The organism is Providencia sp. PROV205 (assembly GCF_028479505.1).
In the GTDB taxonomy this organism is placed as follows: Bacteria; Pseudomonadota; Gammaproteobacteria; order Enterobacterales; family Enterobacteriaceae; genus Providencia; species Providencia huaxiensis.
In genome coordinates this window covers 437,497-451,497 of sequence record NZ_JAMPNU010000001.1, presented here as the reverse complement: position 1 = coordinate 451,497, position 14,001 = coordinate 437,497, and the positions used below count along the sequence as shown (strand labels likewise).

Below are 14,001 nucleotides of genomic sequence, written 5' to 3'. Positions count from 1 at the left end.
TTTCTCGCTGTTCCAGAGTTATTTGCAGTCTTGGCGCTATAACGTGAATTTTATTGGAGCAAGCTTAATTCTTTCTTAGGTTTACCTAATAATATTAGCCCAGCTTACCCTAAATAGTTCACGTTGTAGCAAGGCGGCAAAACAAAGACATCCCAAGGAGCATACATCAGTATGTGACTTGGGTGGCTGAGTGTAGCCAACACAGCTACAGCGCGAAATATGACGGGTAAACAGATGAAAAAAATCCCTTGCACACTAATGCGTGGCGGAACTTCAAAAGGCGTATTTCTATTAGCCGATGACCTTCCCACTGATATTCAACAACGTGATGAACTGATCCTCGCTATTATGGGTTCTGGCCATGCTTTGCAAATTGATGGCATTGGTGGAGGCAGCCCACAGACCAGTAAAGTCGCTATTATTAGCCCTTCCTTCCACCCTGATGCCGATATTGATTACCTATTTGCTCAGGTTTCTATTACTGAGCATCTTGTTGATACAGCACCGAATTGCGGCAATATTCTTTGTGCAGTGGGTTCTTTTGCTATTGAAAAAGGATTGGTGCCCATCACGGGTGAAACAACCACGGTTAGGATCCGCAATGTAAATACGAATACTTTCATCAACTCTAGGGTACAAACCCCTGATGGCCATGTAACTTATGATGGTAATACCGAAATTGCTAGCGTACCCGGCCATGCAGCGCCTGTTGCACTGACATTTTTAAATGCTTGTGGAACAAAAACGGGGAAATTGCTCCCTACAGGCCATGCGATTGATACTATTGAAGGTATTGATGTCAGCTGCATTGATATGGCGACGCCAGTGGTATTAATTGATGCCCCTCAGCTTAACAAAACAGGTTATGAAACCGCGGAACAACTTGAAGCAGATACCGAGTTTATGCAAAAGCTAGAGGCTATTCGTATAAAAGCGGGTGCAATGATGGGGCTTGGTGATGTAAGTAAAAAAGTCATTCCTAAACCCATATTGATTTCACCTGCCATTCACGGTGGAACAATTAATGTCCGCTATTTTATGCCACATAAATGCCATGGTGCGCTTGCCGTAACGGGTGCTATTGCCATTGCCACAAGCACTATGATCCCGGACAGTATTACTCAGCAATACATTCAGCCTGTTGATATGAGCAACATTTCCATTGAGCATTTAAGTGGTAAATTTGAGGTATCATTAAGCCAGCAAGGCAACTCACCGGAAGGGCTTCAAGCATCAATTGTTCGTACGGCAAGAAAACTGTTTGAAGGCAACGTATACGTTCCTTAAAACTAATAATAGCCTGCCTCTTATCTAGAGGCAGGTGATGAATTTTATTTTTCTGCAAGTAACGGTTCAAAATTGCCATCAATGTAATAGGAAACTTGATGAGCTTCATCTGGCGTCGGCAATTCCAACTTCCCGGCCATTTTTTCCATCACTTGCTCCGGTACCGCATATTGACGCTGTTGATTTTGTTGCCGCCACTGTTTAAATGGTACTTCCAAGTAAACTAAATGGATTTTTGCTTGATAGCGTTCAAATAAACTGATCATTGTTCCCCGTAATGAGGCACTCAGTGACGTCGCATTCCAAATAAAATGGGTTTTCGTGCGTAATAACTGTTTCGCTTGTTCTTTCGCTTGCTGAGCGACCCACCCTTGTGCATTTTTATCTGCTGGGTTGATTTTATGTTCTCGGCGAATATCATCTAAACAAACTACTGCCGTTTGTGGGTAAAACCGTTTGATGAAATGGTCTTTTCCCATCCCCGGTAAACCACATAACATAATCACTTCGCTTCCATCCTCTTCAAAAGGCTGGTAATCCGTGGTGCCTTTTTGATGATGAAAATACTGGAAGCGCCCAGCCGCTGACGCAAATAATTTAGGTTGGTTCCAGCAGCCCTGCTCACGGCAGAACAACTCAAATAGCTCGATTCTGACCAATAATTCTGCTTTATCTTCACACGTACGCCCTATCGCATCAGCTTTCGCTAACATGCACAATAAAGACATTTCAACCCGTAAAGATGCGGCAAATAACGTGCGTTCAGGATCTGGCTTTTCCATTAACCAAAGCGGTAAACCATGGAATCGAACTAAAGCCGCAATTTGTTCGCGAATAGCAAAAGGAGTTTCTATTTGTCGAAATAATATATTTCGTACAGATAACTCACCTTTTTTGGCATGTCCAGGTGAATGGATCCGCCCCTCTTCATCTTCTTTTGTCGTACTGCGTTTTTCGATGTCATGCAGCAAGGCTGCAGCCCAAACGATTTGTTGTTTAAGCTCAGGAAGCTGTTGATATTCAGACAAACCTTCTAAAGCAGCTAACACCATTTGGGTGTGAATAGCCACGTTACCTTCCGCATGGTGCAAGCGGTCTTGCGGCACATACTGCATATCACGCACAAAATCGAACTGTTTTTCAAGCTGTGTCCAATCACGACATTGGGTTAATTGCCAACTCATGGTTGTTCTCCTTGTAATTCAAAGGCCAGCTTGGCTCTCTGCCAATGCCGCTTCCAGTGGATATCCGTTTTAACATGGTTTTTACGCACATATTTGAAAACATGCGCCATAAAATCATCCACATGAAAGCCTTGGCTATCGCGGCTCACAATACCTTCCATGCTACAAGATTTACCCGTGTGAGTATCACGCGCAATAAATTGGCTATCTAATGATGCTGCAGTAATTAATGAACTTGCATATTCTTGCTTGCTCATGTGTTTACTGAGTGATAAATCTAATTGAGGGACGGTTGGAAAATCAAATAGAGCCGCATAGAATTGCACCTCTTCCCAACTGAGCCAATACTCCCCCTGCCTCACCGCAAATACATAGAAGTAATCTTCAATATATTGATATTCAATGGAATGTATTGCGTAAAGGTTCTCACCGAATAGTTCAATATCCCCTAAATCATCTTTAATCAGCTGCCAACGTTGGCGAATTTGCTGGCTCCATGCTGATTGGGTTGGCGCTCCATGAGAGCGTGCAAAAACCCCGTGACGGTTTAAACAATTATTTTCACCATCCAGTTTTTCTGTATGAACCAGTTTGTCTATATTTTGGATGTGCGACCACCAATCGCTATTGATGCGATCATCACTCGTCGTACCTGGGGAGAACGGATAGTGATACGTTCTACCATACTTTCTTGATTGCATATTCATCATGCTTTCTCTAAAGAAATAGAAATAACCACAAATCTTTTTGCTAGATTTGCGTCTTTAATTGTTGAGAAATCAAGTGTAGGTATTACATATCTATTCCGAGTGACGGCCTCATTTTTACTTGGCTAATGGTTAAAATTAGCGAAATTGCAGGAAAACAATTGAATTTTAGTCTATTTGTCAAGAAAAAGGCTATCAATTTATTCCTAATCTTATTATCAACACTGTCATTCAACCACTATATGACGTTCATCTAGGGAATATTTCACTACTACTTTATTCCGATACAAACAATTATCCTGCAGAGTGATAGGTTCCTGTCCTTTTGTTGTCACTTTTTGCCAAATTTCGTTATGGCGGTATATGACCCCATTTTCTCGAGTAAACTTATGGTTTCTCTCATAAATATGGTACTTGTGCTCACGAGGAGTGCAGCTCAATAACTCCCCTTCGAGTTGATGTTCTGCAATATTAAATACCAATTGAAAAGCACTTTGCGTCGGATTATAAAAAACCAAATCGATATAATTATAAAAAATTGCTGCTCCAGAACCAAAAGGCAATACCCGCCCTTCATCTGGAAATGGGTCAAAACTATGATTAGCACGCTCAATTACTTGCAATGGAGAATGTAAAACCATCCAATGAATTAAATTACTCAGTTGGCAAATTCCCCCGCCAATCCCTGAGCGTGCTTCACCGAATGATAATTCCATCCCTTCGAGAAAACCTCTGCGTGCTGTGGGTTTACCTACTAATCGACAAAAAGAAAAATATTCACCGGGATATATAGTAATGCCATTCATCGCTTCTGCAGCAATACGTAAGTTTGTCACTTTGTTATATTGTAAACGTAGGTCTGACTCACCTAATTTTCGGATCAGCTTCGACGTGTGCTTGTTGTAGCGATATTCAAGGCGTTCACTGGATTTTGATTTCGCATAATACTTGGCGGAAAATGCCCAATGCAATCGTCGAGCTAAACGTTTTTGAGTGACACGCAGCCAATAGAGAATAGGATGATAAGAAGAAAGCGGCCTACGCATAACAAACCTTATTGATATAATTAACCAATAAATCATGTCATAGGCATTCGCTTTTCGACATAGTAACTGTCTGATAAACCCAATAATTGATAAAAGAAAATAACCCTCTGGCTTGTAGAATAAAAAAGACTTGTCTTTCGAATAGACAATTTGCTCTAAGGATTTCATGTCACAGCTAGGCGGCAAAAAAGTAAATCCCTAGGAGCATACACAAGTATGTGACTAGGGTTTACTTTTGAAGCCAACAACGCTGTGGCGTTAAAGCCGACGAGCAAATTAATACAAGCCGAGTACCGCCCCAACCGCTAATAAAAAGAAACTAAACAACCAAATCCAACCGAACGAATAACGTAAGTGGCGCCCCATATCAATTCCAGCTAATCCCATTGCTAACCATGCTGCTGGAGAGAACGGGCTCACGAAGGTTCCTGCATTGTTACCTATCGCCATGGCATAAACAACGGAAGATGGGTCAACACCAACTGTGCCTGCAATTTGTTGAATTATTGGTAATAGTGCAAAATAGTAAGCATCGGTACTGGTAAAAATATCCATTGGCACACCTAAAATACCAACAAAAATATGAACTTTAGAAACCCATTCTGTTGGTAAAATAGCGGTTAAGTCTGTTGCGATTGACTCAAGCATGCCACCTTCAGATAAAATACCTAAAAATGCTCCCGCCGCTAAGATAATGGCAACCATTCCCAATGCTTGCGGAGCATGGGCTGCCAAAACTTTCATTTGGTCTCTAGGGTTAGGGAAGTTAACCATCAAGGCAATGGAAAGGGCAATCATAAAAACATAAGGTGCAGATAATAAACCAAATGCTAAACACACAACGGAAGCAACAATTAACCCACCATTAATGAGTGGTTTTTTAGGCTTATGAACCGTTTCCGCTATATCTGCAGTGTCGTCACTGACAGGTAACAAAGAATCCATTTCATATGGCGTTGTTCCTTTCAAACTTGCCGCGGCAATACGTCTTTTCTCACGTAATCCCATCAAGATAGCAAATACCACTGCTCCACCCATACCAATGAGTTGTACTGGGATCAAATGCTGCCATAAGGTAGAAGCATCAATTCCAGTAACAGCCGAAGCACGGCCTAATGGCCCGCCCCAAGGTACCATATTCATAACCCCCATGCTGGCACACATCAGCAGCAACATAAGGTATGGACTCATCCCCAATTGACGGTATAAAGGTAATAGTGCAGGAATGATAATTAAGAATGTCGCTGCGCCTGAACCATCTAAATGGACAACTCCTGCAATTAACGTTGTCATAATACAAACAACAATAATATTCCCACGCGTCATTTTAACCATTAAACGGATCAACGGATCAAAAATATGCAGGTCTTTCATTAAGCTAAAAAATAAAATCGCAAATAAAAACATAGCTGCGACTTTTGAAACTTTATTAATTCCGCTTTCAAAGAATACTGAAATTTCAGCAACAGAGTAACCAGCAAATAAAGCACCAATAAAGGGAATACAAGACATTGCGATAATTGGGCTAACTTTCCCCATCATCAATAATGTTACTATCGATATAATGATTAAAATACCAATAATTGTCAGCACATCAACTTCCTTCTTAGAATTATATTTTTCAGGTGAACACAAAATTCAGCTTGGCTCGCATTAGCTTAATAAGCATGTTTCTTATATAAACCATTTAATATAACCGCAAGGAATATTTTATAATTTTGCTTCACAAACAATGCATTAATTCTTATTTAAATTATCATTTAAAATAAAAAAATAGCTTTATTCTCTATTAGAACCATTAAAACCATAAGAGGACATTAACGCCACTCCACAATGGTGAATATTAATTTTATTTATAAGTTACAGAATTATAACAATCAAAAATTAATAACTATTATAATATTTTATTTTTTATCTTATTTTTTTATATTTTTTCCCTCTTTTTTCATCATGTTGCTAGGGAAATATACTTTTTATGCTTTTGGCCAAATATGCAAAAATTTACTTGATTTTCTATCACCGATCCGCTGTAAAAACAAAATTTAGCCCGTAATACCACACCATCTCACAAAAAAAATTTGGAGAACTAAGTATAATATTAAAGTAATTTAAGTTTGCTAATAAGGAATGTTCCAATGAGCCGCCTTTTTTCACCTGCATCAATAGGCCAAGTTTCGCTGAAAAATAGAATTATTGTTCCCCCGATGTGTCAATATTCTGCAGAAAATGGCATGCCAACGGCGTGGCATAACGCCCACTATATGAACCTTGCCTTGTCAGGGGCCTCCTTAGTGATTGTAGAAGCCAGTGCCGTTGTTCCTGAAGGACGTATTACCCACAAAGACTTAGGCTTATGGAATGACGAACAAATGGTAGCCATGCAGAAAATGCTCAGCGATATCAGACATTTTTCAGATGCGCGTTTAGGGGTACAAATCGCCCACGCAGGTAGAAAAGCATCAACCGAGTTACCTTGGTTAGGGGGTAAAAGTATCCATCCTACACAACCAAATGGTTGGCAAACCGTTGCACCATCAGCAATCGCTTTTGGTGAGAATGCAATCCCACATGCATTATCTATTGATGAAATTCTACAGGTCAAACAGCAATTTATTGACGCTGCAATTCGTGCAGAAAAAGCCGGTTTTGACGTTATTGAGATCCATGCTGCTCACGGATATTTACTGCATGAATTCTTATCACCGGCATCAAACTTACGACAAGATGAATATGGAGGGTGCTTTAAAGGGCGTACCCGCTTACTTACTAATATTTTTCATGAGATGAGAGAAATAATTAACCCTAATGTTGCAATTGGCGTGCGGATCTCCGCAACAGATTGGCTTGAATCGGGTTGGAATGTACCAGAATCAATTGAGCTAACAGAATTATTAGAGGATTTGGGTTGTGATTATGTCCACGTTTCGTCAGGTGGCTTATCAACTGAGCAACAGATACCATTAAGTCCAAATTATCAAGTCCCTTTAGCCCAAGCTATTCATGAAAACACCATGATGCCTGTTATTGCGGTAGGCCTTATTACCGAACCTTTACAAGCAGAAGCCATTGTTGCAACCCATCAAGCTGATTTTGTCGCTATTGGTAGGGGGATTTTATTTGAGCCACGATGGCCTTGGCGAGCAGCGAGTGAATTGAATGAACAAATAGACGTTGCGCCACAATACCGGCGCTGTGCCCCACATCAATTTAAGCACTTATTTAAGTAAGGTAATAAACTCGCAGCTATTGCTAATTGATAATAGCTGCGAGTAATAAATAATTAACGCGCGTTAGTCGAACACTGTTGCACAAATTCAATCATCGTTTTTTGGAATTCAGGTTCTGCAGTACCTGATTTTTCTAGCTCCGCATCCATACGTTTAAACTCGGCCAAACCATATTTTTCAATTGTTTTGTCGTAGGCGCAACCACAAATTGCAGTCACTGCTTTTGCCGTTTCACCTTGAGGATTACCAGATGCAACCACACAAGTATTTACAAAATTTTCTTTGTATTCAGCAATTTCTGATTTTTCATCAGAACATGCAGACAGCACAGCCATCGCTCCCGCCATACCTAATATTAATGCTAATTTTTTCATTTTATGCCCATTTCCTATTTAGCTTTAACTAAGATGATAATAATAAACCCCTATTATTCCTAGTTCACGCTATTTTGGATATCTCGTTTATGTTTTCAATACCATTAATCTTAATTCACCAAATAAGACGTTCTTATTAAGATTAATATCCCTATCACTGACTATTCATATTAATCATAGCTGTTTTCTTATAAAAAATCTGTATTGCCCCATCTTTTATTATCTGTATTTTACTTAGGTAATGAATTAGAACAACGCCATCGATAATAGAATAATGATGATAAAATTAGCACACAGCCAACAATTTGGATAAAAGGCATTCTTTCGCTATACCAAATAGCCGCTACAAATACGGTCATAACAGGTTCAAGGATCATAATAATTGCGGCATTTCCTGCGGTGGTATTTTTTTGGCCGATAAGCTGTAATACAAACCGTAAACTCGTTGCTATCACCACACTAGCAATAAACCACATCATAGTGGGTATCGTGATGCTACTTGGCCACTCTTCTAAAAAAAGTGACAAAATTAGTCCTGTAATTCCAGTACAGGCAAGTTGAATGGTCGTTAACGGTAAAAGAGGAATTGTTCGAGTATATAAACTGGTATAACAAAAATAGATAGCCTGAACAATTGCGGCGCCAAGAAACCAAAGTTGGCTTGCTTTAAACTCAAGCTGAGCCTTGAATAGTGTTAAACATGCCAGCCCTAATACAGCGACAGGAAGTGCCTCCCAGAAATAACGTACAGGTTTATTTTTTAAAATCACCCATGCGACTAAGGGAACAAACAACATCGCCAGGCTCATGATAAAAGCCCCTTCGCCAATTGAGTCTGTTATCGCAACTGCGTGGATCCAAAGCACCATATTTAATGACATCCAACCGCCTGTCATTAATATTTTGGGTAATTGCTTCACCGCTATTCTATTTTTTTTCCCCCGACAAAAAGGGGCTAAAATGATGGCCGCGAATAAAAAACGGCTACCTAGGAAGGCAAATATTGGCATTCCCTGCACTGCTTCTCGGGAAAATACCCATCCCCAAGCTGCAATTATCGTGGTAAGCACCAAGAAAAATTCTGCCTTTCTTTGCGAATACATGTGTTCCTCTGGATAAATTAAAAAGACTCTCTGCTACATCATACTGGCTTTTTCATCTAAACCAATCACATTTATGGCCTTTATCTCCAACCGCTCCAAATAATAATGTTTCGTAAAAAATGATAAATATGACCTTAAATTAAGAGCCATTTCCTCTTAATAACGATAAGTTTACTTCCAAGCCGCCTTTTTTCTTATTAAATAGATTAAGTCTCATTTCAAATACGATAAATGAGGAAGTTTGCATACAAGCTCATCAATTTTTCTTTTTACATGACCTGAGATAATCAAGGTAGGCAAACAAGTACCAGTCTTACTGATTGAAGTTGCATCTTCAACTTAATGGAAGGTCATAGCATGGTTATTCAAAAAACATTACCGGTAGATAACGATACAATCAAAAAAATTAAGATTGCGATCAATAAGAGAAAATATGCGCATGCGGATGAGATAAGTTTGTTATGGCAACACGCATTAAAATCGTCGTCAGTCTTCAGTTGGGGAAAAGTGATGCTGATTTCGATAATTAGTGGTTTGGTTGTGACAATAGCCACTTATTTATAGCATGGGGTTTTAAAAGAAGAAATCGAGCTGTTAGCCCGATTTCTATTAAATATCTTCAATCTCTAATTTAGCTAATTACCAGTAACCTAAGAACTTCCACCAAACGCTACCAATAAAGAACCAGATGGCTAAGTTAACGACACTCATAACAAAACCGGTTTTCCACCACTCGCCTAATGTGGCATAGCCAGAACCAAAAATAATGGGTGCAGTACCTGTTCCATAATGAGTTAATGACATCATTAATGATGATGAGAAAGCAAGCGTTAAAGCTAACAACATTGGCGGTGCACCAAGAGATAAGCCCGCGGCTAAAAATGCAGCATACATTGCGGTAATATGTGCAGTTGTACTAGCAAAGAAATAGTGGGAATAAACATAGATAAGAACAAGGATCAACATCCCCCATACCCAGCTAATTCCCATACTCGCAATGGCACCTTCGACTGAAACTGACATCCATTTAATTAGGCCTAATTTTCCTAAGAAAGATGCCATCATCACCAAAGCGGAGAACCAAACTACCGTATCCCAAGCCCCTTTATTTTTTAAGACATCATCCCAATTGATGACACCTGTTGCTAATAAAATACTTAAGCCAATAAATGCTGCTGTTGTTGCATTCACACTGTATGCAGGTCCAAAAATCATTGCAGGTACACCTGCCCACATCAGTAATAACAACCCAAAAACAGCTAATGTTAATTTTTCAGGTAATGAAACTGGCCCTAATTGCTGTAAACGTTCTTTGGCAAAATTAGGCGCATCCGGCGTAGAGGTGATTTCAGGCTTGTACATCAAATAAATGACCAGAGGCATTAAAATCAAGGAGATAATGGCAGGCACAAATGCTGCAATAGCCCACATTCCCCAAGTTAGCTCCCCTTTTTGCCCTAATTCACTTACAATCAGGCTGACTATCAGTGGGTTGGGGGCTGTTGCCGTAATAAACATTGCAGACGTAATCGGGTTAATATTGTAATTGACCAAAGCCAAGTAACGACCGATTTTCCCAGCAGTACCATCATCTGCCTTAGACCCGAAACTATCAGCGATAGAACGCATAATTGGGTGAATAATTCCCCCACCTCGTGCAGTATTACTTGGTGTCACAGGAGCCAATATTGTTTCTGCTATTGCCAATGAATAAGCAATACCCAATGTTTTTTTACCAAATAAAGAAATGACATAATAACCTATCCTTGCCCCTAAACCTGTTTTGTTCAAGCTCATGGAAACCATGATAGAAATACCAATTAACCAAATTAAGTCATTAGAAAAACCACTTAATGCATCCGCAATTGCCCCTTTAGTTGATTCAGGATTAGTCACCCCGGTAACTGCAACTAATGAGATAGCGACAATAGAAACACCACCTATTGGTAAAGCCTTACCAATAATCGCAGCGATTGTGCCTACAAATAATGCTAAAAGATGCCACGCATTTGGATTAACACCTTCAGGAACAGGAATTAAAAACCAAATAATTAATGTTATTGCAACTGCGATTAACGTTGGAACAGGTTTTAAAGGTGTCAGCTTATTCATAGGGTTCATCCATACACGTTTAAAGATGGAAATACAGAGTAATTTCAGTTATATATTCTAATTTTATCTTTAGATTAACAATATATAGCTCAAAAACCTTGATATTTATCAGTACGTAGATTCTTTTATAAAAAAATGTAATTTATTTTGTAACTAAACGTAATATATTATTTCAGTGATTAACCTTTCATATTTTTCGCACAAAAAGGTAAGCCTACACTTATATTAATAAGGGTAAAAATAAAACTGGGCTTATTATTTGTTCTATTACTAGGCTAGCAACACATACACTCACATTTATCACATAATCTAATTTGTTTCTTAATATACTAAAATTTCAATTATTTTTATAGTTTACCCTCAATTTATGCTTGCTGAATCGAATTAATAAAATAAAACCAAGAAATATTCTAAATTATATTGAATATATAAAAAATTATAACAATGGTAATTTTTGCTTAAAAAACGAGCAACCCACTATTGAAGCAATACCTTCTACTTAATTATCATTAGTTATTATCTAATCTGATCATGCTAAAAAACACTTATAGTGATTATGCTTTTTCCCAATACAATTTTTATTCCTAATCTATAAATATGAGCAATAAAACACATCCAAATATGACTAAGAAGGAAATGAAATGTCTACTGAACAAATTTACTCCACAAATGCTCAACGCCCATGTATTGTGTTATGCACGACTAATAGCCATGAAAGTGCAATTAAAATTACCCAACATTTACTAGCCAATCGTTTAGCTGCATGTGTTTCTTTACTCCCTGAAATAACATCTGTTTATCTATGGCATGGTAATATCACGCAAGATAAGGAGATCTTACTCTTGATCAAAACAACCCAAGGGAATCAACTCAATTTGTTTAATGCAATAAAAGAAGTACACCCATATAAAACTCCAGAACTCATTCGCTTAGACCCAAGCCAAATTGAAGATAATTATCTACAATGGCTGATTAGCTCCGTTAAATAATAGGTATTAATCTGAATTTAATAACTATAACGTTATAAATTGTGAGCTAGAATCATTTTGTATAAATAAATTCAACTGGTCGGCTATGGTTTACCGTAAATTAATGCTATATAAATAAGCTCGCTTTATATTTATTTTCCCTCCTTAATATTTGGAGGTTTTTTTTGTCTAAAAATTAGCTAACACATATTCTGTCTAGCTAAAAAAGCGACTGATATAAATATCAATCGCTTTGTACGTGAAATCTTCGTGGAAAAACTAGCCCCTTAAGGGCTGATTTCTCACTGGCCTACCACCTGCGACATAATAATCTGCATCGCTTGTGGGCAACGGAGACCGATTTCGAATTTTATCGGCGATTTTCTCCGCGATCATGATAGTCGTTGCATTTAAATTCCCCGTAATAATCAACGGCATAATTGATGCGTCGATAACTCGTAAATTTTCAATACCATGAACTCGCCCTGCACCATCCACTACCGCCATATCATCGTGCCCCATTTTACAAGTTCCACAGGGGTGAAAAGCGGTTTCTGCTCTCTCGCGGACAAATGTATCTAGCTCTTCATCAGTACTAATCTGTTTACCGGGGCTGATTTCTTCTCCACGATATGGGTCAAGTGCTGGCTGAGCCATAATTTCACGGGTAATACGAATAGCAGCACGAAACTCTTCCCAATCCTGCTCCGATGACATGTAATTAAATAAAATACTCGGATGCTGCCTTGGGTCTAAAGATTTCAAACGAACTCGCCCTCGGCTCGGCGAACGCATTGAACCTACATGGGCTTGAAAACCATGCTGATTAACGGCATTACTACCGTTATAGTTAATCGCCACAGGCAAAAAGTGAAATTGAATATTTGGCCAAGCAAATTTTTCACTGGTGCGGATAAACCCGCCGGCTTCAAATTGGTTGCTTGCGCCAATTCCTGTCCCTTTAAATAGCCATTCAGCGCCTATTTTGGGTTGATTTATCCATTTTAAGGCTGGATATAGTGAAACTGGTTGTTTGCATTCATATTGCAAATACATTTCAAGGTGATCTTGCAAGTTTTGCCCCACACCAGGTAAAACGTGCACAGCTGGAATATTGAACTCAGCCAAAACATCCTCAGGCCCAACTCCAGAACGCTGTAAAATTTGTGGAGATGCGATCGCGCCTGCACATAAAAGAACCTCTTTGCGCGCCTTCACTACCGTAGGCGTAGTGCTATTACCTTGATAATATTTAACACCAACCGCTTTTTTCCCTTCAAACTCAATGGTATCCGTAGTGGCATGCGTAAGAATAGTTAAATTGTGGCGTTTTTTCGCTTGGTCCAAATACCCTCTTGCTGTACTTGCTCGTCGCCCTTGAGGAGTGACTGTGCGATCCATCGGGCCAAAACCCTCTTGTTGGATCCCATTTAAATCATCTGTTTGTGGATACCCTGCTTGTACACCGGCTTCCACCATCGCATGAAATAGCACATTATTGCCATTCTTCGGTGTTGTCACACTGACAGGGCCATCTCCACCATGGTAATCATTAGGGCCAATATCACGCGTTTCTGCTTTTCTAAAATAAGGTAAGCAATCGAGATAACGCCAGTCTTCTAAGCCAGGTGCTTCAGCCCAGCCGTCAAAGTCTAGGGCATTCCCTCGGATATAACACATCCCATTAATTAATGATGAGCCCCCGAGCCCCTTCCCTCTACCACACTCCATTCGTCGGTTATTCATATGCGGTTCAGGATCAGTTTCATAAGCCCAATTATAACGTCGCCCCTGTAACGGGTAGGCTAATGCCGCTGGCATTTGTGTGCGAAAGTCGAACCGGTAGTCCGGTCCTCCTGCTTCAAGGAGCAGCACAGTAACATCTGGATCTTCTGTCAGGCGGGTAGCAAGAACGTTACCGGCTGAACCAGCACCGATAATAATATAGTCATAGACCATTGTTATCTCCTCTGTTTCAGTCAAATTAAAATGA

At 39.4% G+C, this 14,001-nt stretch carries 12 protein-coding genes; 4 read left to right on the top strand and 8 right to left on the bottom strand.

The window, feature by feature from the left end; translation table 11 throughout:
* Window positions 1-234 precede the first annotated feature (234 nt).
* Complete coding sequence (locus tag PR800_RS02145) at window positions 235-1,287, top strand: 4-oxalomesaconate tautomerase (protein WP_272530112.1); 1,053 nt, start codon at window positions 235-237, stop codon at window positions 1,285-1,287.
* A gap of 44 nt (window positions 1,288-1,331) precedes the next feature.
* On the opposite strand, the gene PR800_RS02140 is transcribed toward PR800_RS02145, so the two are convergent.
* The 4 genes from PR800_RS02140 to PR800_RS02125 form a co-directional block, all read right to left on the bottom strand.
* A complete protein-coding gene (locus PR800_RS02140; RefSeq protein ID WP_206276543.1) occupies window positions 1,332-2,471 on the bottom strand; it encodes an AAA family ATPase in 1,140 nt (379 codons plus the stop codon).
* Entirely contained in the window at window positions 2,468-3,178 is a 711-nt protein-coding gene (locus PR800_RS02135; RefSeq protein ID WP_210843432.1) for an RNA ligase family protein, read from the bottom strand. The genes PR800_RS02140 and PR800_RS02135 overlap by 4 nt, the downstream gene beginning before the upstream one ends.
* Window positions 3,179-3,405: 227 nt before the next feature.
* Entirely contained in the window at window positions 3,406-4,224 is an 819-nt protein-coding gene (locus PR800_RS02130) for a VanW family protein (protein ID WP_210848482.1), read from the bottom strand.
* Between the two features lie 276 nt (window positions 4,225-4,500).
* Window positions 4,501-5,817 carry a CitMHS family transporter gene (locus PR800_RS02125; protein WP_231068218.1) on the bottom strand — a complete coding sequence of 439 codons (1,317 nt, stop codon included), beginning with the start codon at window positions 5,815-5,817 and terminating at the stop codon, window positions 4,501-4,503.
* 542 nt (window positions 5,818-6,359) lie between these two features.
* On the opposite strand from PR800_RS02125, the gene PR800_RS02120 reads away from it, so the two are divergent.
* On the top strand, window positions 6,360-7,451 hold the full coding sequence (locus PR800_RS02120; RefSeq protein ID WP_210843924.1) for an NADH:flavin oxidoreductase/NADH oxidase: 1,092 nt from the start codon (window positions 6,360-6,362) through the stop codon (window positions 7,449-7,451).
* A gap of 53 nt (window positions 7,452-7,504) precedes the next feature.
* Here PR800_RS02120 and PR800_RS02115 read toward each other — a convergent pair whose 3' ends face one another.
* Window positions 7,505-7,825: a hypothetical protein gene (locus tag PR800_RS02115; protein ID WP_166266955.1), complete on the bottom strand. Its 321-nt coding sequence runs from the start codon at window positions 7,823-7,825 to the stop codon at window positions 7,505-7,507.
* Window positions 7,826-8,055: 230 nt separating this feature from the next.
* Window positions 8,056-8,928, bottom strand: coding sequence for a DMT family transporter (locus tag PR800_RS02110; protein ID WP_206276541.1), 873 nt, complete (start codon window positions 8,926-8,928; stop codon window positions 8,056-8,058).
* A gap of 357 nt (window positions 8,929-9,285) precedes the next feature.
* Here PR800_RS02110 and PR800_RS02105 point away from each other — a divergent pair, with 357 nt between their 5' ends.
* Window positions 9,286-9,492, top strand: coding sequence for a 3-oxoacyl-ACP synthase (locus tag PR800_RS02105; RefSeq protein ID WP_246501207.1), 207 nt, complete (start codon window positions 9,286-9,288; stop codon window positions 9,490-9,492).
* Between the two features lie 75 nt (window positions 9,493-9,567).
* On the opposite strand, the gene PR800_RS02100 is transcribed toward PR800_RS02105, so the two are convergent.
* Entirely contained in the window at window positions 9,568-11,040 is a 1,473-nt protein-coding gene (locus PR800_RS02100) for an anion permease (protein ID WP_102139301.1), read from the bottom strand.
* A gap of 641 nt (window positions 11,041-11,681) precedes the next feature.
* Between PR800_RS02100 and cutA the strand changes: the two genes are divergently transcribed.
* Window positions 11,682-12,029, top strand: a complete 348-nt coding sequence (cutA, locus tag PR800_RS02095; protein ID WP_102139302.1) for a divalent-cation tolerance protein CutA — start codon at window positions 11,682-11,684, stop codon at window positions 12,027-12,029.
* Between the two features lie 258 nt (window positions 12,030-12,287).
* On the opposite strand, the gene betA is transcribed toward cutA, so the two are convergent.
* Window positions 12,288-13,967, bottom strand: coding sequence for a choline dehydrogenase (gene betA, locus PR800_RS02090; protein ID WP_102139303.1), 1,680 nt, complete (start codon window positions 13,965-13,967; stop codon window positions 12,288-12,290).
* Window positions 13,968-14,001: the final 34 nt, after the last annotated feature.

Coding starts and splice junctions, on each gene's coding strand:
- PR800_RS02145 (WP_272530112.1), top strand. CDS start 235: ATGAAAAAAATCCCTTGCACACTAATGCGTGGCGGAACTTCAAAAGGC.
- PR800_RS02140 (WP_206276543.1), bottom strand. CDS start 2,471: ATGAGTTGGCAATTAACCCAATGTCGTGATTGGACACAGCTTGAAAAA.
- PR800_RS02115 (WP_166266955.1), bottom strand. CDS start 7,825: ATGAAAAAATTAGCATTAATATTAGGTATGGCGGGAGCGATGGCTGTG.
- cutA (WP_102139302.1), top strand. CDS start 11,682: ATGTCTACTGAACAAATTTACTCCACAAATGCTCAACGCCCATGTATT.
- PR800_RS02100 (WP_102139301.1), bottom strand. CDS start 11,040: ATGAATAAGCTGACACCTTTAAAACCTGTTCCAACGTTAATCGCAGTT.
- PR800_RS02110 (WP_206276541.1), bottom strand. CDS start 8,928: ATGTATTCGCAAAGAAAGGCAGAATTTTTCTTGGTGCTTACCACGATA.
- betA (WP_102139303.1), bottom strand. CDS start 13,967: ATGGTCTATGACTATATTATTATCGGTGCTGGTTCAGCCGGTAACGTT.
- PR800_RS02130 (WP_210848482.1), bottom strand. CDS start 4,224: ATGCGTAGGCCGCTTTCTTCTTATCATCCTATTCTCTATTGGCTGCGT.
- PR800_RS02135 (WP_210843432.1), bottom strand. CDS start 3,178: ATGAATATGCAATCAAGAAAGTATGGTAGAACGTATCACTATCCGTTC.
- PR800_RS02120 (WP_210843924.1), top strand. CDS start 6,360: ATGAGCCGCCTTTTTTCACCTGCATCAATAGGCCAAGTTTCGCTGAAA.
- PR800_RS02105 (WP_246501207.1), top strand. CDS start 9,286: ATGGTTATTCAAAAAACATTACCGGTAGATAACGATACAATCAAAAAA.